The sequence below is a fragment of the Mycobacterium sp. HUMS_12744610 genome, assembly GCF_041206865.1.
Lineage (GTDB): Bacteria > Actinomycetota > Actinomycetes > Mycobacteriales > Mycobacteriaceae > Mycobacterium > Mycobacterium servetii.
On sequence record NZ_JBGEDP010000001.1, the window covers coordinates 2,670,373 to 2,694,963 of the forward strand.

General features: G+C 64.8%; 15 protein-coding genes and 5 pseudogenes. 12 read left to right on the forward strand and 8 right to left on the reverse strand.

Translation table 11 applies throughout. From position 1 onward, the window contains the following. Positions 1–57: 57 nt before the first annotated feature. Both AB8998_RS13135 and AB8998_RS13140 read right to left on the reverse strand, forming a co-directional pair. Positions 58–195 (reverse strand): annotated as a pseudogene (locus tag AB8998_RS13135) (hypothetical protein); the annotation flags it as partial. 121 nt (positions 196–316) lie between these two features. Continuing rightward, a pseudogene (locus tag AB8998_RS13140) lies at positions 317–1,394 on the reverse strand (GAF domain-containing sensor histidine kinase); the annotation flags it as partial. A gap of 906 nt (positions 1,395–2,300) precedes the next feature. Here AB8998_RS13140 and AB8998_RS13145 point away from each other — a divergent pair. Both AB8998_RS13145 and AB8998_RS13150 read left to right on the forward strand, forming a co-directional pair. Next, positions 2,301–3,104 (forward strand): ANTAR domain-containing protein, encoded by an 804-nt coding sequence (locus AB8998_RS13145; RefSeq protein WP_369738340.1) that lies wholly within the window; start codon positions 2,301–2,303, stop codon positions 3,102–3,104. Positions 3,105–3,297: 193 nt separating this feature from the next. After that, positions 3,298–3,915, forward strand: coding sequence for a hypothetical protein (locus tag AB8998_RS13150; RefSeq protein WP_369738341.1), 618 nt, complete (start codon positions 3,298–3,300; stop codon positions 3,913–3,915). Positions 3,916–4,579: 664 nt separating this feature from the next. On the opposite strand, the gene AB8998_RS13155 is transcribed toward AB8998_RS13150, so the two are convergent. The 3 genes and pseudogenes from AB8998_RS13155 to AB8998_RS13165 all read right to left on the reverse strand — a co-directional run bounded on the left by AB8998_RS13155 (position 4,580) and on the right by AB8998_RS13165 (position 8,439). Further along, positions 4,580–5,980 (reverse strand): IS1380 family transposase, encoded by a 1,401-nt coding sequence (locus AB8998_RS13155; protein ID WP_369736302.1) that lies wholly within the window; start codon positions 5,978–5,980, stop codon positions 4,580–4,582. Between the two features lie 124 nt (positions 5,981–6,104). Next, a pseudogene (locus AB8998_RS13160) lies at positions 6,105–6,416 on the reverse strand (hypothetical protein); the annotation flags it as partial. 587 nt (positions 6,417–7,003) lie between these two features. Beyond that, a protein-coding gene (locus AB8998_RS13165) for an IS3 family transposase (RefSeq protein ID WP_369737985.1) occupies positions 7,004–8,439 on the reverse strand; the annotation gives its coding sequence in 2 pieces (ribosomal slippage) (positions 7,004–8,079 and positions 8,079–8,439; 1,437 coding nt in all). Positions 8,440–8,683: 244 nt separating this feature from the next. On the opposite strand from AB8998_RS13165, the gene AB8998_RS13170 reads away from it, so the two are divergent. The 5 genes from AB8998_RS13170 to AB8998_RS13190 all read left to right on the forward strand — a co-directional run bounded on the left by AB8998_RS13170 (position 8,684) and on the right by AB8998_RS13190 (position 13,782). Next, complete coding sequence (locus AB8998_RS13170) at positions 8,684–9,940, forward strand: ISL3 family transposase (RefSeq protein WP_369736942.1); 1,257 nt, start codon at positions 8,684–8,686, stop codon at positions 9,938–9,940. A gap of 188 nt (positions 9,941–10,128) precedes the next feature. Next, entirely contained in the window at positions 10,129–10,308 is a 180-nt protein-coding gene (locus tag AB8998_RS13175; protein WP_369738342.1) for a DUF6131 family protein, read from the forward strand. A 385-nt stretch (positions 10,309–10,693) separates the two neighbouring features. Next, positions 10,694–12,004 carry a fatty acid desaturase family protein gene (locus AB8998_RS13180; RefSeq protein ID WP_369741555.1) on the forward strand — a complete coding sequence of 437 codons (1,311 nt, stop codon included), beginning with the start codon at positions 10,694–10,696 and terminating at the stop codon, positions 12,002–12,004. A 106-nt stretch (positions 12,005–12,110) separates the two neighbouring features. Then, positions 12,111–12,980, forward strand: coding sequence for an alpha/beta fold hydrolase (locus AB8998_RS13185; protein WP_369738343.1), 870 nt, complete (start codon positions 12,111–12,113; stop codon positions 12,978–12,980). A 181-nt stretch (positions 12,981–13,161) separates the two neighbouring features. After that, complete coding sequence (locus tag AB8998_RS13190) at positions 13,162–13,782, forward strand: STAS domain-containing protein (RefSeq protein ID WP_369738344.1); 621 nt, start codon at positions 13,162–13,164, stop codon at positions 13,780–13,782. A 235-nt stretch (positions 13,783–14,017) separates the two neighbouring features. On the opposite strand, the pseudogene AB8998_RS13195 reads toward AB8998_RS13190, so the two are convergent. Together AB8998_RS13195 and AB8998_RS13200 are read right to left on the reverse strand one after the other, a co-directional pair. Beyond that, positions 14,018–14,945: pseudogene (locus AB8998_RS13195) on the reverse strand (IS5 family transposase). Between the two features lie 46 nt (positions 14,946–14,991). Next, entirely contained in the window at positions 14,992–16,605 is a 1,614-nt protein-coding gene (locus AB8998_RS13200) for an AMP-binding protein (RefSeq protein ID WP_369738345.1), read from the reverse strand. Positions 16,606–16,885: 280 nt separating this feature from the next. On the opposite strand from AB8998_RS13200, the gene AB8998_RS13205 reads away from it, so the two are divergent. The 4 genes from AB8998_RS13205 to AB8998_RS13220 are packed head-to-tail and all read left to right on the forward strand — an operon-like array spanning position 16,886 to position 22,280. Further along, positions 16,886–17,923: a tyrosine-type recombinase/integrase gene (locus tag AB8998_RS13205; RefSeq protein WP_369741376.1), complete on the forward strand. Its 1,038-nt coding sequence runs from the start codon at positions 16,886–16,888 to the stop codon at positions 17,921–17,923. Then, the gene (locus AB8998_RS13210) at positions 17,923–18,255 is read left to right on the forward strand and encodes a helix-turn-helix domain-containing protein (protein ID WP_369736420.1); all 333 of its coding nucleotides are present in this window, start codon (positions 17,923–17,925) and stop codon (positions 18,253–18,255) included. Before AB8998_RS13205 ends, AB8998_RS13210 begins: the two co-directional genes overlap by 1 nt. 3 nt (positions 18,256–18,258) lie before the next feature. Then, positions 18,259–20,688 carry a hypothetical protein gene (locus tag AB8998_RS13215; RefSeq protein WP_369736419.1) on the forward strand — a complete coding sequence of 810 codons (2,430 nt, stop codon included), beginning with the start codon at positions 18,259–18,261 and terminating at the stop codon, positions 20,686–20,688. A 5-nt stretch (positions 20,689–20,693) separates the two neighbouring features. After that, positions 20,694–22,280, forward strand: coding sequence for a flavin-containing monooxygenase (locus AB8998_RS13220; protein ID WP_369741375.1), 1,587 nt, complete (start codon positions 20,694–20,696; stop codon positions 22,278–22,280). 63 nt (positions 22,281–22,343) lie between these two features. On the opposite strand, the pseudogene AB8998_RS13225 reads toward AB8998_RS13220, so the two are convergent. Continuing rightward, positions 22,344–23,663 (reverse strand): annotated as a pseudogene (locus AB8998_RS13225) (acyl-CoA synthetase); the annotation flags it as partial. Between the two features lie 496 nt (positions 23,664–24,159). Here AB8998_RS13225 and AB8998_RS13230 point away from each other — a divergent pair. Further along, positions 24,160–24,552, forward strand: coding sequence for a hypothetical protein (locus AB8998_RS13230; RefSeq protein WP_369738346.1), 393 nt, complete (start codon positions 24,160–24,162; stop codon positions 24,550–24,552). Positions 24,553–24,591 lie beyond the last annotated feature (39 nt).

Below are 24,591 nucleotides of genomic sequence, written 5' to 3' on the forward strand. Positions count from 1 at the left end.
GCGGGGCTCGCTCGCTGGCGCGGCACCGCTCGTCTAGACGGGGAATCATGCGGCTAAGAGGTATTCGACCGCCTGCTGAGTCTTGGCATAGGTGGGATAGGAGCCGATGGGCCAGCCCGGCGATAGTGTCGGCAGCGGTTGGCCGGCCGGGAGGCGGGATTGCCCGAGAACGTTTGTCGTGGCGTTCCTTTCGATGGTGTCAGCGCGCCGGACCCGGTGGGTCGTAAGAATGCCTGCTACTCCCACCGCCTCGTCGACCTGACCGGCCTGGTCGCATCGACCCTCTGAGCCGCTCGCGGTCGCAGCGGGGCGATGTTCAGCGCAGCGGTGCTGACCAGCGCAGCAAGGTACCTCCGCCGGGAGCGTCCGCGGTGGTGAGCGCGCCGCCTGCCTGCTGCGCGCGGTGATGCAACCTGCTCAAGCCACTGCCGGTGACGTCGCCGGGGATGCCTCGACCGTTGTCGATAACCTCGATGCAGACGTCGTCCTCGACCTTTACCGTCACGGCAAGGCTGGTCGCGCCGGCATGCCGGACGGCGTTGCTGACCGCTTCGCGCACAACGGCTTCGGCGTGATCGGCGAGTGCAGCGTCGAGAACCGACAAGGGGCCCACGAATTGAACCGTGGTCTCCAGTTCCGATCCGCAGGACTGGACGATTACCTCGTCAAGCCGCTCTCGCAGCCGGGTTATGCCCGGCAGTGCGCCGTGCACGTCGAAAATGGCGACACGGATCTCCTGAATGACGCCTTGAAGATCATCAATGCTGCGGGACAGTCGCTGCTGCACCTCGGTTGATCGCACCCGCGGAATGGCCCCATGCAATGCCAGTTCGATCGCGAAGATCCGCCGGATCACGTGGTCGTCCAGGTGCCGGGCGATTCTGTTGCGCTCATCGAGAATGTCGAGTTCACGCATCCGGCGCTGTGTGGACCCCAGCTGCCAGGCGAGCGCCGCCTGGTCGGTGAAGGCGGCCATCATGTCGAGCTGTTCGTCGCCGAACGCCCGGGCGCCGCCACGCCGCAGCGCGACCAGCACCCCGGCCACGGCATCGGTGGTGCGCAGCGGAAGCACCAGCGCTGGGCCGGCATGTTGGACGCCGTCGATCGCGACGTCGAAGTTGTTGATTCGTCGAGGGATCCGCTCCAGGAAGGCCTGTTCGATCGAGGTACCGGCAACAGAGATGGCATGAGCCGGCGTCGGGGTCATTGCAGCACCGGCGGTTTCCACGATCATCAAATCGGCCACCTCCGAAGTGGGTATGTCGTGGTTGTCTGCGACGGCGACCAATGCGAGTTCTGCGCCCGTGAGCCTGAGCGCTTGTCGGGCGATGGGCCGATATGCTGTCGCGGGCATCGGCGCTGGTGAGTCGTTCGGTTCCGACGTCACGCGTCGCTCCGCCGGTCTAACAGCAGACATGGTCATTCAGTCCTAGATCCGAGGCCCTCGGTGCAGTGGACCACCGCTTCGTCCATGCTCAGCCATTGCGCGTCGCGCGGTTCCCGGCGACCACAATGTTGACGAAGTGGCGGGTGCGCAGACTTTGGTCGGCGGAAGGTAGATGGGTGATGGCCGCTGCACATATTGGTCACCGGCGGCTCGCTCACGGAGGCGTCGAGCAGGTCCTCGGACGCCTTGACATCGGTCAGTGGGTCGAACCCGGGCGACTTCGCTCGGGTGACCCAGAACCGAGACCCGGTGTCGGGGCCGCAGTGCCACCCCACGGCGGCCTCTAAGGCTGCGTGTGGATCATGAATGGATTCGATCCGGGGCAGATCTAGCAGGGAAACGCCGACGTTGGAACACAACGCAAGTGAAGTGGTCATGGTGACCTGACGTCCAGTGGATCACCGGAGTGTGTGAGGGTTCGGAGCCAATGCTCCTTGAATTAAGCGGCGGACGGCTCAACTCATCCCAGACCAGCTGATTCTCAACGCCCTTCACGCTACACCCGTTGGACTGCTCGTATCGACCTACCGAATCAATTTCGCGCCGCCTGGGGTGACTGAACCACGCACGGCGACTGTTGAGACGAACTGTTGAGAGCACGAGGCGGCAAGCAAAGATCGGCACAAAGACGACGCTGACAAGGCCGACCGGCTGCCGGGGTTCGGCTCGTTCGAACGCAGCAGGTGTCTGGTCCGGTTGCTGGCCCCGCCGGTTTCCGACGCGCGATAGTGTGGGGTCTCGGTGCTGCCGACGCTATTATTGTTCTGACAACCATCTCGTGACGGTTGCGCCACAGGTAGGGCGCTGGGCTTCGTGTCGAACCCCAGGTCCGCCAAGACTATTGAGCACAGGTATGACGGAGCTGACCGAGGACGCCGACGGGTTACCGTTGCGGTCGCTGAGCCCGCAGCAAGCCAGTGCTGATGCAGCTGACTTGCGGGCCGGGATCGACGACCTGGCGGGCCTGGTGGCCGGCAGTCTCGGGTTGCCTGAGTTGCTGGCTGAGGTGTCGGCGTTTGCGGTGCACGCGATACCGGGCGCCGAGGGCGCCGGGGTGACCTTGTTGCGGGTCGACCGGCTGGACAACATGGTGGAGGCGTTGGCCGCCAGTGCACCGTTTGTCGCCGAGATCGACGAGATTCAGTACGTGACTCTCAAGGAGGGGCCCTGCATCACCGCGGCGCTGGAGCGGCGCACGGTGCGGTCCGGGTCGTTGGGCGGGGAGAAGATGTGGCCGCGATTCGGCCCGCGAGTGGGCCGCTTGGGCGTGCACAGTGCGCTGTCGCTGCCGCTGCTGCTGTCGGATCGGGCGATCGGGGCGATCAATGTCTACGCCCACGGCAAAGACGTCTTCGATGAGCACGCTGCCGAACTGGGGGAGCTGTTCGCCAAGCCCGCGGCGGTGGCGGTGCACAATGCCCAGATCCTCGCGCATGCGTTGGCGCTGACCGTCCAGTTGCAGACGGCGCTGTCGACGCGCCCGGTGATCGATCAGGCGATCGGCCTGATCCGGGGACGCAGCGGGCGCAGCGCCGAGGAGGCGTTCACTCAGCTGCGGGCGATCAGCCAAGCCGAACACCGCAAATTGGCCGACGTCGCCCAACACATTGTCGATGAAGCCGTGCGCCGCGCCCGCGCCCGACGCGACCCGACCTGAGCCCGAACCGCCATTCGGTACACGGCCGAACCGTCGCGGCGCGGCGTGACGCGCGTAGGTTGGAGGGCGGGGAACACTAAGCGCGATGAGTCCTGGCTCGCGTCGCGCGGTCCCCACCGGGCAGGGCGACTCGCCTGTTCGGCACCGGCAGGCTCGATCGGCGCTCGGGAGCGCCCAGCGGAGCAATCCTCTCATGGAGATCGGTGCGGCCCTCGCCGCCGATTTGGGCATCCTCACCGCCGCCCTGGATGAGCCCGGCGCCGATGTGCTGCACAGTCTGCACCAATTGGGTGTCGACGCCCAAGCGGCCGTTCCCAGCTATCTCGGGCTGAGCGTGACCGTCGACGGCAGTGATCCGCCATTCACGTTCACCACCCTTGAGGACGGCGCACCCGACGATCTTCGCACCTCGCTTCGGCTGACGCTGCCCGGTGTCGGTGAGGGCCGGGCATTGCCGTCGGTTGCCCTCATCCTCTACGCGAGCACGCCGGGAACGTTTGTCGACCTCGCCGCAGACCTGGCGTGGCTAACCGGCCGCCCGCCCAGCGACTTCGTGCTCGATCAGCATCTCAGCGTCGCCGCCGGATCGGACACGGGGACATATCTGCGCAACGCGTCGGTCGTCAATCAGGCGATCGGTGTCCTCATCGGCCGCGGCTGCACCCCGGGGCAAGCTGATCGAGAACTGAACACCCAGGCGGATAGCGCGGGCATCGATCGACACACCTCCGCCCAATTCATCCTCGACACGCTCACCGGCGAGGACCCGGCCGACGCCGGGCACGGCGAGCGGGAGCCCAACATCGGTTAAGTGTGTTGAGCGGCGTCGCGGGCTGCAAGCCGTGCTCGTCGTGGATCTCGCCGACCCGTGAACCCCCTCGCGCACCCGCCGGCTCATCGACGAGGTCAACCGCTGCACCCGCGGCGAAACGCGGTGCAGGATCCCGGTGTGAGCCACCATTCCAGCCGGACGGCACGTATCTGCGGATGGTTCACTCACTCCGAGCTACCGGCTGCACTAATACCGCTGCGCTGTGTGCTGCCAGCGAGTTGATCGCCGAGATTCCCTTCGACAAGTCGTGTAGGCGCACTAACGAAATGCTCATGCCGGCGAAGGTTGACGAATTCGAGGCCCGAGAGCCTCGCCCCGTGTTTGACCTACCGGGGGCCTTCGACGTGGGCTGTGCTGGTACGTTTTCGAGCGCGCGACCAGCGGCCGAACGGGGAAACTCGCTTGCGGCGATCCGCGGCGTGCTCCGGATTGACCGTTCGGCCAGGGGCTGCGCCGACCTGCTGGCCTCAGAATTTCACGGTGGCCCGGGTTCTGCTGTGGCGGTCTGCGGGGCGGCAGCTTTGTCGAGGTTTTGAGGCTGGGGGTAGGCGGCGGCGCCGCGTGTCGTGCGGTGACGCCGGGTCCTTTATCCCGGGGGTGGTTACTCCTTTCTTGGGGTCGAGAGGGCATAGGGGCCTGTGGGTCAGGGTATGGCGCGGACCCTGTTGAGGGCGTCGGCGAATTCTTGTGCCCAGGGCCAGGTTTGGGGGATCCGCAGGATCAGGTAGCGGGATCGTTTGATCAGCCGGGCCGCGGCGTGCAGCAGCCGGTAGCGCAGGGTGGCGGGTTCGGCTTTGGCCAGTGGGCCGTCCAGGAGTAGCAGTCGCATCCAGCACAGCAGGTCGATGGCGATCGCGACGGCGGTGACCCAAGCGGTGTTGATGGCGAACGAGTGTGAGGGCCAGCGGGCCAGGCCGGTGTCTTTGCCGGTGCGGATGAAGCCCTCCACCCGGGCGTGGACGCGGTGGCGGGCTTCCAGTCGCTGGGGTTGTCCACCGGCAGTCGAGGTGGCGAGGACCTGGTAGCGGTAGCCGGCCAGCTGCTCGAACAATGACAACTGGGTGCCGTGTTCGATTTCTTCGCGCCGCACCAGGATGCGCATGCCGGCCGGCCAGCCGACCAGCCGATCCCCTCCGGTGCTGTGGCGCAGCAGCCCGGTCAACTCGGCGACCTGGGCGTCGTCACGGGCCGCTCCGGTGGCATCCAGTGCGGCTTGCCATCCCGCATCGGGCATCTGGCCGATCGCGACCCGGACCCGCTCATCGAGGTCGAATCCGACCGAGTAGCCCACTGACATCCCCGGCCGGGCATTGAGTTTCTCCAGGTGTTCGACGACGGCGTGGCTTGAACCCGCGCCGTCGATGGTGACCAGCAACTTGCGGCGCCACTTGGCCGGGATCGCCGCGATCGCGGCGTCGATGATCGCGATATGATCGGCCGCGGTGTTCGAGCCGGCGTTGCCTGCACGGGCGATCACCGCCAGCAGTTCGCCGGTGTTGTCACACCACGCCAACAGCGGGTGGAAGCCAAACCCGCCTTTGAAATTGCCTGCGGCGTGCTGCTTATCGCTGTGCGACTGAATCAGCGACGCGTCGATGCGGATCACGATCGTGTCCCCGAGGTCCCCATAGCAGGTCTGCGAAGCCGGGATCGCACCGTGGCGGGCCTCGATCGCCTCCCACACCCGAGAGCGGACCTTGTTGCGCACGGCCGTGACCTCGGTGATGCTCTGCTCGTCGATCTCGCCCAGGGACCGCCACATCGTCGGAACCGACGCCACCGCCTGAAACAACCGGTGCTGATCGCGCAGCACCGCGGTGCCGGCCAGGTTCTGCGCGCCGCCGGCGATCGATACCGCCACATCGCGCAACACCGCGCCTCGGTCGTGGGTGACTTCTGGGCGCGACAGCACCGACGACAAACCGCTGGTCAAACCCAGATTGTCGGCCAGCAACCGGGGTATCACGTTACCGGCGTGCCCGACCACGTCGTCGCCACGGACCTCAACTCGGACATTCTTCGACCAATCCGTAGTAGCCTGCATCTGACAGGTGCACTCCCATCCTGGATAACCGAGCCTCGAATACTCCGATTATCCTTGCGGCAGTGCACCTTTCACGTTAACGACACCCCTGAGCTCCACATTCGATGAAAAATCCAGGCTGGCGTTCGAGCTGTCGGTCACGATCGCGGTTTAGAAACGCCGACTCGCGTTGCGACCTTTTGAGTTCGTGTCGAGCGTCTTGCCCCCGAGTCGCGGTGTGCCGGGCACCGGCCAGCAACACACAAAGCCCGAGCATCGCGACCGCGCCGATCACGATCCCGAAGAGAAACAACGTGCCGGTCGATCCGGTCAAGTGAAAGCCGAATACGGCGAAATCCTCGGTCAAGCGGTGAGCAGCTCCCGCATTGGTCAGCACCCCGGTAAAACCTACGATCACCGCGCCAAGCAGAACAATTAATCCAAGGATGACGATCAGGTCGATGCCTCTGATCCTGATGCTAGAAGTCCAGTCCCCGCCACATCGGTGCGACCATATGTGAACCCCATTAACATGCGCCGTAATTCTACATCGTTGCGACCGAAAGGGCCGCTGTCTGGGCGACATTTAGTTGACGATGTGTAAGGGGAGAGGGGTGCGGCAATGGCAAGACAGTCGAGCGGGTCTGACGCGCGCGTCGGCTACGGCGACTGCCGTCGCTGCCGCTGAAACAAACGGAGGATCCGCCTATTTTGGCTGCGCATCGACAATCACCACCGCGCAACATCGCGGCCGCACCGCACTCGGCAGGCAACTGGCCGCGGGTTCCCCAGAGGGGTAACGTTGTTGTTGCTGAGTCCTTCAGCCAGTCCGGAAACGAGTTTGGCTGTACGCCGCTGAACTTGATGAGCGTTTTGCTCGCGCCGCACATTCCGATGTCTACCCATTTCGGTCGAGACAGCATGCACATGTCGCTCATTCCCTCGTTAGCCCGGAATTCGGAGGGACCGCCAACTCCGCGTTCACCCGAGCCCGTGCCCGTCGGTCTGTCGACCGGAACGTGTCAAGGTCGGTGAGACAGTTTCTTACGCGGATTTGATGAGTGCTTCCGGGGTTGGTTGGTTGATCCAGGCGACGGTGGGCAGCTTCGGTGGAGCGGGCCGCCGGTGCCGGAATCTAGCGGGGTTAGCGGCGTAGGCCGCATCCAGCGTGGCGGCACGTTGGGCCTGGATCTCGTTTGCGGTGCCGTAGTGCACCGATGCAACGGTGTGTAGGCCCACGCCGCTGTGGCGATGCTCATGGTTGTAGTAATCGAAGAATGTCGTGCAGAAGGCGCGGGCATCTTCGATCGAGCCGAACCGGCCCGGGAACGCCGGGCAGTACTTGAGGGTCTTGAAATTAGCCTCCGAGTAGGGATTGTCGTTGGACACGTGCGGGCGGCTGTGGCTGCGGTCCACCCCCAGGTCGATCAGCAACTGGGCGACCGGCTTGGAGGTCATCGAGGTGCCGCGATCAGCGTGCAAGGCCAACTGGCCGCGGGCGATGCCGTGACGGGCCATGGTGTCGGCGATAAATGCTTTGGCCAACTCACCGTCCTCAACTTCTGCGATGATCCAGCCGACGACGTAGCGCGAGAAGATGTCGATAATCACATAGAGTTGATAGAAGATACCCCGTTGTGGCCCTTGCAATTTCGTTATATCCCAGGACCAGACCCGGTTTGGTGCGTTAGCGATCAGCTCGGGTTTCTTGCGCGCCGGATGGGTGCGCTGGCGACGCCGCTCGCGGTTCTCCCCGGCAATGGCCAGTAGCCGGTACATGGTGCGAATCGAGCACAGGTAGACACCATCATCAAGCAGTCGCGCCCACACCTGCGCCGGCGCCAGATCGCAGTACTGCTCTGAGCGCAGCACCGTCAGAATCTGCTGGCGTTCGGCCTCGGTGAGCTTATTCAGTGGCTCGGGCCGCACCCGCCGTGCCGGCCGTGGTGGTGGGTTGCGGTGGCGGTGGAGCGTGGCCCGCGATGCACCCAGCAATTCGCACGCCCGTTTGGTGCTGGTTGCGGCCTCCAGGTCGGGCAGGTGCTCGCCGATCACGGCTTGGACTTCGGCTCGAAATCCGCGCTCTCGGAGAGCATCTCCAAGAGCGCGTGTGCTTTTCCCGTGATCTCCAGCGCTAGCTTGGTCCGATCCAGCTCAGCCTGCAGTTGCGTGGTGCGCCGCCGCAGCTTGTCCAACTCGACCTGCTCAGCGCTGCGCTTCGGCTTGCCCTTCGCCGACAAACCCTCCCGAGCACCGGCATCACGGGCCTTTCGCCATTCGGCGATATGCGAGCTGTACAGGCCTTCACGGCGCAGCAACGCACCACGCTCCGACGAGCCCACCGACAGCGCGTCGTACTCGTCGAGGATGCGGGCCTTGTACTCGGCGGTGAACGTGCGCCGCCGCGCCCGAGCACCTGGATCGGGCACGTTGTCCACTTGGTCATTATCACTGCACCCCTCCAGGGATGCGATCGTCATAGTCACGGAAAATGGTGATCCTGTCTCGCCCTGTAGCGATGATTGGCTACTGCTGCTGTCTCACTTAACCCTGTCACACAGGGGACCGCTACGCCGGCGACCGAGCGAGAAAACGGCCGAGAAACAACCGTCGGCTCTTGTGACGTTGTCGTGGGTTCGCTGACCTGGGAATTTGGGCGCAACGCCGTGTCCTGCTTACGTTTTGGACTGTCTAGGGTTCAATCCGCGAGAAGGAGCTACGGCGTTGCGCATGTCCAGGGTATTGGCGAGCGGTCTGGGTGACCAAAACATGGTGATCGAGGACGTGACGATCGAGACCGAGACCACGGGTCGGAAGCAGCCGAAGACCTCCGAAGTTCTGGTGTTCTCGGTGCGGCCCAAGGCGTCGCAGGCGGGCCGGTGCTCGCGGTGCCGGAAGCGGTGCCCGGGCTATGACGCGGGGGGCCGGGACGGGAACGGGATCAGGCGCTGGCGGACCCTGGATGTGGGGACCACAAAGGCGTATCTGCAGGCCGCGGCCCCGCGGGTGGCATGCGGCGAGCATGGGGTGGTGGTTGCGCATGTGCCGTGGGCGCGGCCGGGCGCCAAACACACCTGGGCGTTCGAGGACACCTGCGCGTGGCTGGCCGCGCACACCGCATTGAGTGTGCTCACGGTGCTGCTGCAGATCGCCTGGCGCACCGTGGCGGCGATCGTGACCAGGGTGGTGGCCGATGGCCGCGACACCAACGACCTGCTCGCCGGACTGTCGCGGATCGGCATCGACGAGATCGCCTACCGCAAGGGACATCGCTACTTGACGTGCGTGGTTGACCACACGACAGGCCGGCTGGTGTGGGCCGGCGAGGGCCGCAACCAGGACACGCTGGGCCGGTTCTTCGATCAGCTCGGCGCCGAGCGGGCCAAGCTGCTCACCCACGTCAGCTGCGACGGGGCGGAATGGATCCACGCCCTGGTGCGTGCCCGCGCGCCGCAGGCGCTGATTTGCCTGGATGGGTTTCATGTCGTGGCCTGGGCCATGAAGGCACTGGACAAGGTGCGGGTACGCACCATGACCCGCGCCGGGATCACCGATCGGCACGCCATGTGGGCGACCCGCAAGAACCCGGCTGACCTGTCCTGCGAGCAGCGCACCAGCCTCGCTAAGATCGCCGACACCAACCGCACCCTCTACCGGGCGTATCTGCTCAAAGAGCAACTACGCGAGGTGTTTCGGGTCAAGGGCACCCACGGGCGGCAGCTGCTGGCCGGCTGGCTGTCGTGGGCGTCGCACTCACGCATCCCCGAGTTCGCCGCGCTGGCCCGCAGCATCCGCCGCTACCGCGACCTCATCTGGAACACGCTCGATCACGGCCTGTCCAACGCCCGATCCGAAGCCACCAACACCCACCTGCGGGCATTAACCAAACGCGCCTACGGATTCCACAGCCCAGACGCACTCATCGCCATGGCCATGCTCACCCGAGGCGGCCTCTGCCCAGCACTACCCGGACGGAAATGACCCACTACAACGTCAGTAGATCCCAACCGTCGCGGTGATACCGCGGGAATTCCCGGCTGGCAGCGAAGCGTCGATCGCACATGGCAGCGCCAAACCGGCCGGGGGCCAGGCTAAATGACGCCTTCAAACAAACCACTGAAGCCCGGCAATCTTTCTCCGGGCATCCAAAGAGAAACTAGGTAAACGTCATGATCGTTCTCGGAATCATCCTTATCGTCCTCGGGCTCCTCCTCCCTGCCCTCGTCCCGACCTTCGCTTACGCCCATATTTGCTTGGTCATCGGGGTCATCCTCCTCGTCGTCGGCCTGCTTCTGATGCTGATGGGACGGATGGGACACGCCGTCGGCGGCCGACGCCACTACTACTAATGGGCCCGATTACTAATTGGCGAGAATTTCTCAGCGGGTACCCGACTCGGCCAGCCGAATCTCCCGCTCCCAACAAGCCGCCGCTCGTGGCCGCGAGGCAGCCGATCTCCGCGGCCAACTCAACGAACAATGGGAACGCGCAGACAAACTGGAACCGCCCGCACAGACACCGGGCACACCTGGGTGCGCCACCCCGAAGGAACCGCCGAAACGGTTAATCATCTGCGGCTGAAGGCCGCAGCCCAGCCTTTTCGGAACAAATCATAGCGGCCGCGCCGGCCGACTTGGTGCTGGTCTTTGTGGGCCGCAGCAGCCGCGGTGAGCCCGGTTCTTCGTTGCCGACGGGCTGGGAACCCGACATATGAGCCTACGAACGGAGCAAACGATGGCTATTACGGACATCCCGGCCTTCGCCCACCTGACCGACGCCGACATTGAGAGTCTGGGCGTTGAGCTGGACGCGATCCGGCTGGACATCGAGGATTCGCGTGGCGAGCGCGACGCGCGCTACATCCGCCGCACCATCGCCGCGCAACGTGCCCTGGAGGTTGCCGGCCGGCTCATGCTGGCCGGTAGCTCGAGACGCTCTGCGTGGTGGGCGGGAACGGTGACCCTTGCCCTGGCCAAGATCATCGAGAACATGGAGGTCGGCCACAATGTCACGCACGGCCAGTGGGATTGGATGAACGATCCCGAGATCCATTCCTCGACATGGGAATGGGACATGAGTGCGGCGTCAAAACACTGGCGCTTCAGCCACAACTTCCAACACCACAAGTACACCAACATCCTGGACATGGATGACGATGTGGGCTACACCGTCCTTCGAGTTACTCGTGATCAGCCCTGGGAGCTCTTCAACGTCGGCAACGTGCTGTTCAACGCCATCCTCGCGCTGGGATTCGAGTGGGGAATTGGCTTGCAGTCCATCGAGTTCAGCAAGGTCTTCAAGGCCGGCCCGGACCGCGACATCAACCGCCTGCGGGTGCGCGAGTTTTCCGCGAAGGCCGGAAGGCAGGTGCTAAAGGACTATGTCGCGTTCCCGGCGCTGACCTCGCTGTCGCCGGCGGCGAGCTACAAATCGACGCTGAAGGCCAGCGTGGTGGCCAACGTGGTCCGCAACGTCTGGGCCAACGCGGTGATCTTTTGTGGGCATTTCCCCGATGGCGCCGAGAAATTCGCGAAGACCGACATGGTCGGTGAAACCCGGGGCCGGTGGTATCTGCGCCAGATGCTGGGTAGCGCCAACTTTGACGCCGGACCCACTCTGCGGTTCATGAGTGGCAACCTGTGCCACCAGATCGAGCATCACCTCTACCCCGATCTGCCCAGCAACCGGCTGCAGGAGATCTCGGTGCGGGTCAGGCAGGTCTGCGCCAAGTACGACCTTCCCTACACCACGGGCTCGTTCCTGATGCAGTACGGAAAAGCTTGGCGCACCATTGCCAAACTGTCGCTGCCCGACCGCTACCTGCGCGACACCGCCGAGGACGCTCCGGAAACCCGTAGCGAGCGGATGTTCACCGAATTAGAGCCAGGTTTCGCCGGCATCGACCCAGCGACGGGGCGACGCCGCGGGCTCAAGACGGCAATCGCCACGATCCGCCAACGCCGTACCGACCCGCGCATCAACCAAGACGCGCAATGGGTGGGCATCGATCAGGCCCTCACCCGCCGGTGGTTTACCCGTCAGTAACCTACGGCACCGTAGGTTATGCTAGTGTCGACACGAAGTCGGGAGAGCGACCGTTAATGCCGTTGAGCCAGCATGCCGGAACACTTTTGGATGGAAGCCGGTGCACGTGAGCGAGATCAACTATGTCGATCTGCACGGTGAGCGTATTGCCTACCGGGAGGCCGGGGTCGGCGAGGCGCTGCTGTTGATTCATGGGATGGCGGGAAGTTCGGCGACGTGGCGGGCCGTCATCCCTCAGCTGTCGGAGAAGTATCGGGTGGTGGCACCGGACCTGTTGGGGCACGGGGAATCAGCCAAGCCGCGCGGTGATTATTCGTTGGGTGCGTTCGCGGCGTCGCTGCGTGATCTGCTCGATGAACTGGGCATCAGCCGGGCGACGGTGGTCGGTCAGTCACTCGGTGGCGGTGTGGCCATGCAGTTCGCCTATCAGCATCGCGACTATTGCCAGCGACTGGTTCTCATCAGCAGCGGTGGCCTCGGCCCCGACGTGAACTGGATATTGCGGATCCTGTCGGCGCCCGGCACCGAGCTGGTGCTGCCAGCGGTCGCGCCGCAGCCGGTGTTGAACGTCGGCAATAAGCTGGGGTCATGGCTGTCGTCGGTCGGCATCCGGTCGCCGCGCGCCGGTGAGATGTGGAACGCGTATTCGTCGTTGTCGGATGGGCAAGCAAGGCAGGCGTTCCTGCGTACGTTGCGCTCGGTGGTGGATTACCGTGGCCAGGCGGTTAGTGCGCTCGGCAAGATCCATCTGAGTGATGGATTACCCACCTTGCTGATTTGGGGTGAGCAGGACCGGATCATTCCTGTCGCCCACGGCTACGCCGCCCACGACGCCCTGCCGAACAGTCGACTTGAGGTGCTGGCCGGTGTCGGGCACTTCCCACATGTCGAGTCCCCGACAGCGGTGGTGGACATCCTTGACGACTTCATCGCCACCACAGGGCCGGCTGCCGATCTGGCGAACCGAAGAACCTGATCAGAACCGAGATGCGGCGAAGTGTCGACTCCCAAGCCTCGATCCGCAAGGCTTGACAATTGCTCTCGCGCGGTGGAAGGTCAACCACGTTGAGACTCTCAACCAGTCCGGGATGAGGTCAGCCGTCCGCTGTTGTCCTCTCAGAGCAGTAGCTCGTGCCGAACAGACCGGTGGCAACCGCATGTCGGGGATCACCATGAATACTCCGCCCGCCCCCTCCGTGCTGCCGGAGGGCGGCTTTCTTTCCCAGCCCTGGCAGGGTCACACCGCACGGTTAGTCAGTCGTCGGCTCAGGTCGTCGGTAGCCGTCATCAGCGCCCACGGCGACATCGACGCATCCAACGCTGACATTCTGACCGAGTACACGCTAGGGCATCTAATACGTTGCCGCGGGCTGATCCTTGATCTGCGTGACGTGGATTTCTTTGGCAGCCAGGGCTTCTCGGCGCTGTACAGGGTCTCCGTCTGCTGCTTGCGCGCCGGCAGAAGCTGGGCGTTAGTACCCGGTGAGGCAGTCTCCCGGATGCTGCGCATCGGTGATCCACAGGGCTTGCTACCCGCCGCGAGCACCCTCGAGGCAGCGGTGGTAACCGTCCAAAACCAGCCTCACCGTCCGCCACAGCCCATCGCGACCCGCAAGGATCTCGGACAATCCTCGAGCTGCGATCGCACGGTGTGCCTGGTCTGCGGCGGTACACAACAGGTCCGGCAGGAACAACGCACCTTGACAGAAGCAATCGCCAAGCTCGATGGTCCGGCCTTGACGGTGGTTGACCCTGGGTTTCGAAGATGCAAAATCTGAGTTTGTGGAGTGCGGCACCGGCAAGAAATCTCGAGTCCGCGTCGATCCCGGCGGTTAATGTGTTGCGCCCCATGCTTGGTCGCGTTCGTGTGCCTCCGATGATCAGTTCGCCGCCTTGGACGCGGTTGACCTCACAGGATCGGGGTTACTGAAAACCGGGCCGGGGCAAGGTCATTGCTCCGGCTCGCCGCTGGAATGGCCCGCCTACTCGCTGTCCGCGGTTCGTTCCTGGGGGCTAGGGCGTGTCTCCCAATTGGTTGTTTCCGACGCGGGAATGGATTACGGCGCAGGCCAATAGGACACCGCCGAGGTAGGTCAGGGCGTATTTGTCGTAGCGGGTCGCGATACCGCGCCATTGCTTGAGCCGGTTGTAGCCTCGTTCGACGGTGTTGCGCAGACCGTAGAGCTCGGCGTCGAACGCCGGTGGGCGACCCCCGGCCGATCCCTTGGCCTTGCGCCGGGCGATCTGGTCTTTGCGTTCGGGAATCGTGTGCTTGATTCTTCGGGAACGTAATTCGGTGCGCGTGCTCGGGTGTGAATACGCCTTGTCGGCGAGCAATCGGAAGTCGCCACCGGTCACACCGTGCTCAGCGCAGGCGTGGTCGTAGTCGTCGAGCAAAGGCAGCAACTGCGGATTGTCGCCGGCCTGGCCAGCGGTCAACCGGACCGCGACAACAGCTTCGCGCTGATCGGTCAGGGTGTGGATCTTGGTGGTCAGCCCGCCTCGCGAACGCCCAATTGCATGGTCGTCGGGTTCATCGGCGGATTTCTTGTAATTCGACAGGGCCCCCTTTTGCCAGCGTGTCCGACCGGGCACCCGCCGAATGTTGATGCGCCCGTACGTTCGTCGAATCCACCGACAACAGCTTCTCGATATCGCCGGCCATCTCGGCGTCGAACCCGAAGGCGTGCGCCACCTGAGCAAACATCACGTCATAGGTGCCATCCAGCGACCATCGGTGATGACGCTTCCACACCGTTTTCCATGGCCCGAAATCAGCGGGCAGGTCCCGCCACGGGCATCCCGTGCGAAACCGCCAGGCAATCCCCTCCAAAATCAACCGGTGATCACCAAACCTCCGGCCCCGCTTGCCCTCATGCGAAGGCATCAACGGCTCAACCACCGCCCAGAACTCGTCAGAAATCACACCAATCCGCGTCACCAGCCAATCCTGGCTGGTCAACAGTCGAAAAATTGGGAGACACGCCCTAGACGTCGTGGCTCGTGGCCGATTGTCGATACTGGCCGTCGGTGAGGTCGTGGTACCAGGTTGTTTCGCCCGGCGCCGGGAGCCCAGCCCCTTGCAGTGCGGTCGACAGTGGGCGGTAGGAGGGCGTGAGCGGTATACGGTCGACAACGTGGACGATGGCGGGACGCTGGTGACGGGGGAGGCCGCCCAACGCGGTGGTCAAGTCGGCAGCGGTGAGGACGCCGTCTTTGCCCAGCGTCACGGCCGCGACCGCGACGTCGTGCGTGTCGGTCGCAACGGGATAGACGACGGCCAGGTCGGTCCCGGTGATGTCGCCGAGGGCGTCGCAAATCGGTTGGCAGAATACGGGTCCGCGCCCGGACTGGATCACCGTGTTCCTGTTGTCGACGAACCAGTAGTCGCCGTCGCTGTCGCGGCGAAACAGGTGGTTCGTGGTGATCCACGTGTCTCCCGCGGCGAATACACCGCGCATCGACCCGATCGCGGCATCGAGTCCGGAGCGTGGTTTCGCCAGCAGCACGCCCACCTCGTCGTCCGCACAGGGCCGCACGAATCCGTGTTCATCCTCGCTGAACCGGCCCGTCGCGGCGTCGTAGCCGGCGAGCCGAATTTCGGCGCTGCCCGGCAGCGGCCGACCCTTGGCCCCGGTCTTCGTGCCGGTGATATTGGCCAGCACGGCATCCCCTTCGGTAGAGGCGTAGAACTCCAGCACGCGGGCCGGAGCGAATCGGTCGATTACCTTCTGCCACAGCCCGATCGGCATTCCGGCTCCGATGAACAGGCGGATCGGATGATGTTCTGCAAGCTCGGGCGACGCCGCCTCCACCAGTTCGCCCAGCATGGCCCAGGTGTAGGACACCACTGTGACCCCGTAACGGTGCACCTCGTCGGCGAACCGCGTCGGGTCGATGCCCCGGGTCAAGGCGATGCGCGACCCGCCGGCGACCGCGCCGCCGAGGCCGACCATCAGACCCGACGGATGGTGCAGCGGGGTCAGGCAATAGATCGTGTCACCGCAGCCGAGCGCGGCGGCAGTGGCCGTGCCGTAGGCCGACAGCGCCCACCGATGATTGGTGATCTCCTTGACCACCCGGCGTCCTCCCGTCGTGCTGAAGAACACGAAGGCGAGATCACTTGCCCGGCCCGGGTTCGGCCGATACCAGCGGGGCAGCGGCGCACCGGACAGATCGAGGTCGTCCAGTTCGACGACCCGGTCCGACTCCGTCCGGCAGAGGTCCGCGGTGCGGCCATGACCCAGGACCAGTACCCTGGCGCCGGTCGCGGTGGCCGCCGCCAGATGGTGTGGGTCGGTGACGATGTCGGCCACTTCGCACAGCTGGACGGCGGCGGCGAGGTCATCGTCCGGCGGTAGCAGCACAGCCACCGCGCCGAGCCGCGACAGTGCCGCGATCGCGGTCACGGCGGCGGGGCTGGTGTCCATCAACACACCGATATGGGCTCCCTGACGGATACCGACGGCGATCAGGCGGTGCACCGCGTCGTCGATACGGTGATGAACCGCCGCGTTGGTGTGGACCCGATCTTCGAAGAGGAAGCATTCTTCCTCGGGTGCTCTGTTCGCCTGTTCGGCCATCAACCCGCCCAACGACACCCGGGTATGGGAACTATCAGAAATTGCATCAGACGGGCGCGTCTCCGCTGGTCGCCTGCTGAAGCAGATCTGGCTATGGTGTCATGTCGCCTACAGGACAGGGCGTCCCACCTGCATTGCTTGCATATCGCGCCCGTTGGATGCATGATCCTTTCGCCGGACGGTTGCGGGGATTCAGGTTGGAGGCGGCGTGGTGCGGGCAGATCTGGCTGGGTCGGCGCATCTGGAGCTGGTCTCCGGAGTTGTGCAGTTGCGTCCGGAAGACGCTGTGCTGGAGGCGATGTTGCGCGGATGGCGTGCCCAGCAGGTTGCGCGTGGTTTGCGGGAGGAGACCATCGCGCCGCGGGAGCGGTTGGTGCGCCGGTTTGCGACGTTCACTAACGAGTACCCGTGGCATTGGCTGCCGGGTCATGTCGACGAGTGGACGCAGTCGTTGATGGCGGAGTCGCATCTGGCACCTTCGACGATTCGCGGCTATCAGACCGAGCTGCGATTGTTCAGCGAGTATTTGTGCGACGGCCGTTATAGCTGGGTTGCGGTGTGCGAGCAGGAGTTTGGTTCGGGTGTGCATCCGGTGCCGATCTGCCATGAGTGGAACACGATAGAGCACCTCAATGGCTACGAGGGCAACCCAGAGGCCCGGCCATTCACCCGCGAGGAGTTGCAGCGGTTTCTCGACTACGCCGACGACCAGGTTGAGCGTGCGGTGTGCGCGAAACGCAAGGGCGCGTTGGCCGCCTACCGGGATGCGACGTTATTCAAAGTGGTGTATGGGTGGGGCCTGAGGCGGACCGAGACGGCGAAGCTGGATGTAGTTGACTGGGGCCGTAACCCGGCGGTGCCGGAGTTCGGCCGGTTCGGGATGCTGCATGTGCGCTATGGCAAGTCGGTGCGCGGGCAACCGCCGCGGCGACGCAACGTGCCGTCGGTCATGGGGTGGGCGGTGGAAGCGGTCGCCGACTACGTCGACAACATCAGGCCCCGTTTCGGGTGCGAGGACCATCCGGCACTGTGGGTGACCGAACGTGGCGGTCGCATCGCCCCGGCAGAGATCAACGCCCGCTTCGTCACATACCGTGACGCGCTCGGGCTACCGAAAACCCTTAGTCCACATAGCCTTAGGCATTCGTGGGTGACGCACCTTACTGAGGAGGGCGTTGACCGACGATTCATCCAGGAGGCCGTTGGGCATCGCTGCGATACGTCCACCGCGATCTACACCCACGTGTCCGGTGACTTCATGAACACCGCGCTGCGCAAAGCCCTGGCGCCGGCGTTCGACACGGCGCCCGACCCCACGAGCGGCAAGGAGTCCTGATGGCCCGCAAACTCGACTACCGATGGCACCTGCGTCAGGTGATGGCTGCACGCGAGATGTTCAGCACCACCGACCTGATAGAGCCGTTGGCGCAACGCGGCATCCATCTGTCGTCCAGCCAGGTCTATCGGCTCGTCGTCGAGCGACCCGAGCGGCTGAGCCTGAATATTCTGATGGCGCTGCTGGACGTCCTGGACTGCCGGATGGACGAGCTGATCGAACCGGTCGCCGCAGCCGCGCCGACGCGCAAGAAACGTGCCGCTGGCGGCGCCGACGCCGGTCTGGGCGGACTGCGGCCAAAACGCGCTCGCATCAGCGGCATTGAAAGCTAAGCAATGCCAAAGACATTCGCATCTGAGGTGCTCGCCGACCCGATCGGGGTCATCGTCGATCTGGTGCTTGGCGAAAAGCCCGGGCTGGATCGACGCACGGTCATCGGACTGGTCGAGGCGATGGCCGGTGGACGAGCGAAACGGCGCCGCCTCGCCCAGGCATTGCTGGACCGGCCCGCAGTGTTGACCGACGGGCGCTCGCCAGCGCCACGTGGGATTGGTGAGCTGCTGATCGCGCTGAATGCGGCTGGCGCCATGCATATTTCGTCTCCGGTTTGCGCAGGTTGCGGCAAGCATCTACACACCCTGCAGCGACGCGGGGATGACTGGTATTGCGCGAAGTGCGGTCCTCGACGAGAACCCTGCACAATATGCGGCTCGAGCAGGCCGGTTTACCTTCGCGACCGCGACGGCCGACCCAGGTGTTCACGATGCCTGCCCGATGACGGGCGGGATCCGACGCCGCTCATCGTCGACGTCGTGAGGCGAGCAGACCCGAGCTTGTCGGGTGAGGAGATCAACGCGGCAATCGAGGCGGTGGTGCCGCGTGCCGGACGCCGATACCGATTGGCGTGGGCATTGCAGCAGCGACCCGCCCTGCTGACCGGCGCCGGTGCCGAGGCGTCTGATCCTGCGGTGCTGCGGTTGATCGACCAGCTCGGGGACGCCGGAGCGAAAGGCATTGTCCACCCGGCCTGCCCCGGTTGTGGTCGAATCATCCACCTGCACCGGCCTATCGGCGGAAAGTGGTTATGCCGCAGCTGCACCGCCAAGTCCCGTGCCCAACCATGCGCTCGCTGCGGCGCGCTTCGCGAAGCCGCCACCCGTGACGAACAGGGCCAACCCGTGTGTCCGAGCTGCCTGGTCACCGATCCGATCAACCAGGAAGTCTGCGTGGACTGCGGCCGCCGCCGACCGGTTAGTATCCGCTGCGAGGACGGACCACGCTGCGCCAGTTGCCGCCCGCCGACGATCGCCGAATGCGCGATCTGCGGACGGACCGCGCCGAGCACGATTTCAATTGCCACCGGCCGCCCGTGGTGCGAAGCCTGCCACAAGCGGTGGGCCCAATGTATTTCGTGCGGCGAGTTCCGCCCTATCCGCGGCGGCACGCTGGCCGAACCGCTTTGCGCCGAATGCGTTCGTGACGAGTCCGGTTTCTGGCGCACCTGTCCCGGATGTGGTCAACGCGGCCGCCGGTATACGAGCCGGTGCGCCCGCTGCAACGTGCAGCAGCGGCTGCGCGAGCTGCTCGGCGACGCCCGCGGTGACATCCGCCCCGACCTGTGCGACCTCTACGAGGCCCTGGTCGCGGTCGAACGTCCCAACACGGCCGCGGTATGGCTCGATAACGGCGGCGGTCCCGCCATCTTGCGCGAGCTAGAGGCCGGTCAGCGCGTGCTGTCGCACGAGACGCTCGACGAACTGCCCGCGGGCAAGCCGGTCGAGCACCTGCGCAGCGTCCTGGTCGCGATCGGCACCCTGCCACACCGCGACGAACAGATGCTGCGGTTGCAGCGCTGGACCGCCGCCCTCATCACCGAACGCGTCGATCCCGAGGAGCGCGGCCTGCTGCACCGCTACGCCGTCTGGCACGTCATCCGCCGCCTGCGTGCCCGCGTCGGCGACACCGACACCACCTACGGGCAAGCCCGCGCCGCCAAGCGCTCCATCAGATCTGCAGCTGCCCTACTGGATTGGCTTGCCGCGCATAACCTTAAGCTTGCCACTGCCCGACAGGGAGATCTCGACCGGTGGCTAACCAGCGCCGCCGCCGGCCAGCGTCGCGACAGCGGCAACTTCGTGCGCTGGGCACGCCGAAACAGGCTCACCCGAGTCGAGCACGCCGCCCAACGATGGGACGGCCCCAGCGGCGTCATCGACACCGAGACCCGCTGGGAACAAGCACGCTGGCTGCTACACGACGACACGATCGACACCGCCGGCCGTGTCGCTGCCCTGCTGGTGCTGCTCTATGCCCAAACCGCCGCCGCCATAAGCGAACTGACCATTGATGACATCGAACTCACCGACGAAAGCGTCCGGTTGCGGCTCGGACACGAGCCGATCCTGATCCCAGCACCGCTAGACCGACTGATCCGCGCCCTGGTCTCCACCCGATCACCTCACGCCGCCGTCGGCCGCCCTCGCAGCTCGCGATGGCTATTCCCCGGCGGGCAGCCCGGCCGCCACCTCAGCGCCTTCCGCATGGCCGAACGACTCCGTCAACTCGGCATCCAAGCCAGCCGCGCACGTTCCGCCGCCCTGTTTCAACTCGCCACCGACCTGCCAGCCGCCGTGCTGGCGCGCACCCTGGGAATCCACATCAGCGTCGCCGCGACCTGGCAGCGCGCCAGCAGCGGCGACTGGACCACTTACGCAGCCGAAATCAGCCGCCGATCACCCACTGAGATAAGGATGCGGGTCACGTGACAGACATGCGGGCCGGGCGGATCGGCGTGATCGGCGCGGGAATTGCGGGCCTGGTCACCGCGAAAGTGCTGCGCGAGGACGGCTTCGAGGTGATCGTGTTCGAGAAGGAGCAGGCGATCGGCGGTGTTTGGACCCAATCGCGGACCTATCCCGGACTGCGTACCAACAACTCACGCGACACCTACGCATTCTCCGACCATCCCTATGACCGATCAGCCGACATCTTCCCGAGCGCTGAGCAGGTGCGCGCGTATCTGGCCTCGTATGTGGCCCGGTTCGAGTTGGCCCCGCTTCTTCGGTTATCGACTGAGGTGGTGCGGGTGTCTCGCCACGGTAACGAATTCACGGTAGAAAGCTGTGGCCCAACGGGTTTGAGCACCGTGGTGTGTGACTTTGCGGTGGTATGCGCGGGAACCTTCTCTGAACCGGACATGCCTGCGATCGACGGTGCCGACCGGTTCACCGGGACGGTGGTCCATTCAAGCCAAGCGACCAATCCTGCCCTGTTCGCGGGGCGACGGGTGGTGATCGTGGGCGCGGGCAAATCCGCGCTGGATTGCGCGGCGTGGGCCGGGTCGCACGCGCAGGAATGCACGCTGGTGTTCCGAAAGGCCCACTGGATGATGCCCCGCTACTTCCCGGGAGGTATTCCCGCCGACCGGCTGACTCTGGGACGTTCGACCGAGGCGTTCTTCCGCTACCACCACCCCAGCCTGATGGAGAGGTTGTTGCACGGGCCGGGCAAGCAGCTGACCAACTTGGTCTGGCGGGTGGTGAGTCTGCTGTTTCGATTCCTGCTCAGGATGCCTGCGGCCATGGTGCCTGACGAGCCGATGCCTACTGGAATCGAAAACCTGGGGTTCGGCAAGGAGTTCTACGATATGGCCCGCCGCGGTCGGCTGGTCCTGCGGCGTGACTCGGTCGCGGCCTTTCTCGGCGGACCGCAGGTCCTGCTGGCCAGCGGCGATCAGATCGCTGCCGACATCGTCGTTTTCGCCACCGGCTGGCGCCAGCCGTTGTCGTTTCTAGCGCCCGAACTGCGGACACCCGTTGTCTCCGACGGGCGATTCCAGCTCTACCGGCATATCCTTCCGCCCACCGAGCAGCGCCTCGGGTTCGTGGGCTACGCCTCATCGACCGCGTGTCAGCTCAGCTCAGAAATCTCAGCCCACTGGCTTTCACGATGCTTCCGCGGCGAACTCGCACTTCCCAGTCTCGATGAAATGCAGACTGAGATACGACGCGTGCAGGCCTGGCTGGAGGAGGTCATGCCAGCTCGACCGCAGGGCTATCAAATCGGACCGCACCTGGTGCACCACATCGACGACCTGTTGGCCGACATGGGATTACCGACACGGCGAACCAGCAACTTCGTCAGCGAATATTTCGGGTCGTTCTCGCCGACACGCTACCGAAACCTCGCCCAAGAACGGCGCCCGGCCCGCGGTCGCAAGATCGACCGTCGCCGCTACTACTTGAGCGCCCAGCATGCTCTTGCGGCATTTGCCGCTCTCACCCTGGTTGGTGTCCTTCGCCGACACAACGCGACCCGGCGCCGGACCAACGAACACCCCGATCGGAACCAGACATGACACCGACAGACTCGGACCCGACCAACCTGGCATTCCGACAGTTGCGATATCCGACGTCGCCAGAGGCTGCAGCCGCCCGAGGCGGGCGAGCCGGGGTAGGGTACGCACGGCCTCCCCGGCGATCTCCCGGCCGCTGCGCGCCGCCCCCACCGCGGCGTCGGCCAACCCCAGGCTCACGCCGACGCCCAGTTCGGCCAGCACACCCGCCGAGCGACCGATGCGCGACGACAGCCCGACGGCGCCATCGATCGCGCCGCTAGGGTCGGCCTCCATCGCATGCACTCCGTCGGGCCTGGGCCCTCGACCGTCTTGCCAGAGCACCCATTGACCGACCGTGGGCCAGGTGTGCGTGGCGGCGGTCGATCCGACAACGAGCCCGAAGTGACCTGCCCGCAACAGCACCTCGGACACCTCGGCGCGGGGGGCGGCCCGCCGGATACCTCGCACGGACGCGGGCTGGCCGATGTCATCGACCTCGCCGATGAACGCCAGAACCGGACAGGTGATTTCGGCGAGCGTGATCAAGGTGCCATCGATCACGGCGCCGCCGGCCATCATGCGGTTATGGACTACGAACTGCCGTAACAGTTCGGCGACCGCGGGACCCGACCAGGCCACCCAGCCCTCTGCCTCGAGGAAGCGGCGTTGCTGTTCCCTGGGCAACAACGCCTCCCGGTCATGGAGTTGCCATAGGAAGTCCCATCTCGCCCGTACCGTTTTGATCGGGTCCAGAAGTTGAAACCCGGTACGGGCCATCCATCCGGACACGGAGAGACGGTTGAAGACGTGGTCGGCGACCAGCTGGGCGCCGCGGCCCGCCAAGGCGGCGGGAATCCCGAACGGCAGACCGCTGAGCGAATCGACGGCGCTACCGAACGTGATGACGCTGGCCAGGCCCTCGGAACGTCGGTAGGCGGCGGTCTGATAGCAGAACATGCCGCCCTGCGAGTAGCCCGCCAGATGCACCTTGCGCCCGGTGTGTGCTTGCACCGCGTCGACGACGCGGCTCAGTGCGATCACATGGTCGCTCAACGTGCGTTCGAGCCCACCGGTTTCCCGGTCCGGTGAGCCGAAGTCCACCACCCACGGGTCCACCCCGAGATCATGCAGGACTCCGACCGCGCCCTGGTGTCTGGTGACGTCAAACACGTTGGCCGACATCATCATCGGCGGCACGAGTATTACCGGCGGCCGTGACGGATCGTTTGCCCCGTCGGGAAAGTACCGTCGCAGCCGGTACATGTCGGAGCGCTCCACGATCCGAAACGGCGACGGACGGGATCCGGTTTGAAGGCCACCGAACCGCAGCACCTCGATGCCGTTCCGCGTGGTCGCGATCGCCCGGTTCACCGGACCGGTGATCAGGCCGCTACCCCATGTCACCGATACCACACGTCACACCGACACTCCCGCTGATCACTCATCTGCTGACGTCACCCAATCGACACTACGTGAGGCGCCCTCGCGTCCGCCTTCTCGAGGGGCGTTGCTGTCATGTCCGGAATGCACACCCCTTAAAACGCCGCGGTGGTCAGTGGTGTCGTCGTCAATCGAATCGTGATCGGTTGTCGCGAAGCTTCGCCAAGCAGCATTCGGGCGTGTAGTGTTACGCCGTAGAGATACTTGGCAGACAGGCCATTTAACAAGCGTTTTGACAGAGTTCCAACTCCGAAGATAACCAAAGGCGTTGTCCACTAGAAGAAATGTCCACGCTCGAATTCGCTGCGGTGGTCGATGTGGTTTGCGCTTGTGTCTCGGAAATCGGGTGGCGGCGACTTCTTTGCCCGCTCTGGTCAATCCCGGACTCGTAGTCAATCGAGGGCGGCTCGGCGCGTTTACCACACCCGCAGTGCCGCCGCCTACGCGAAATGAGGCCACGATGGGTAAATCCGAGTACGAACAACGAGATGTCTTCGGGGGTCTCGTGCTTCAGGTGGGTGCGGGTTTCAAGGAGCATGAGCGACGCCACGTGGTGGAGGCATTGTCGACGCTCGGGCCGCACCTGGGAAGGTGGGACCCTCATGACCTGGTCGTCGATGTCTCCTTACAGGACCGCGGTGGCAAGGAACAGCGCGTCACATTGCGCACGAGCCTGCCCGGCTTTCCGCCATTGGTAGCGGTTGCTGACAACCCGGACCTAACCCGCGCCCTCGGCGAAGCAAAGCGCGAGCTGATCCGGCAGATTGAACATCAGAAGTCGCAGCGAGAACCCATGAGCAACCGCCGGCTTAGGAACCCCACGGTCCGGCATCCGAATATCCCCACGCCGTGACCAATCGCCCGTTCTCACCCTGGGTGGTGGTTTCGTACC

Coding starts and splice junctions, on each gene's coding strand:
- AB8998_RS13210 (WP_369736420.1), top strand. CDS start 17,923: ATGGCCCGCAAACTCGACTACCGATGGCACCTGCGTCAGGTGATGGCT.
- AB8998_RS13155 (WP_369736302.1), bottom strand. CDS start 5,980: ATGCAGGCTACTACGGATTGGTCGAAGAATGTCCGAGTTGAGGTCCGT.
- AB8998_RS13150 (WP_369738341.1), top strand. CDS start 3,298: ATGGAGATCGGTGCGGCCCTCGCCGCCGATTTGGGCATCCTCACCGCC.
- AB8998_RS13145 (WP_369738340.1), top strand. CDS start 2,301: ATGACGGAGCTGACCGAGGACGCCGACGGGTTACCGTTGCGGTCGCTG.
- AB8998_RS13230 (WP_369738346.1), top strand. CDS start 24,160: ATGGGTAAATCCGAGTACGAACAACGAGATGTCTTCGGGGGTCTCGTG.
- AB8998_RS13205 (WP_369741376.1), top strand. CDS start 16,886: ATGTTGCGCGGATGGCGTGCCCAGCAGGTTGCGCGTGGTTTGCGGGAG.
- AB8998_RS13190 (WP_369738344.1), top strand. CDS start 13,162: ATGTCGGGGATCACCATGAATACTCCGCCCGCCCCCTCCGTGCTGCCG.
- AB8998_RS13220 (WP_369741375.1), top strand. CDS start 20,694: ATGCGGGCCGGGCGGATCGGCGTGATCGGCGCGGGAATTGCGGGCCTG.
- AB8998_RS13175 (WP_369738342.1), top strand. CDS start 10,129: ATGATCGTTCTCGGAATCATCCTTATCGTCCTCGGGCTCCTCCTCCCT.
- AB8998_RS13180 (WP_369741555.1), top strand. CDS start 10,694: ATGGCTATTACGGACATCCCGGCCTTCGCCCACCTGACCGACGCCGAC.
- AB8998_RS13215 (WP_369736419.1), top strand. CDS start 18,259: ATGCCAAAGACATTCGCATCTGAGGTGCTCGCCGACCCGATCGGGGTC.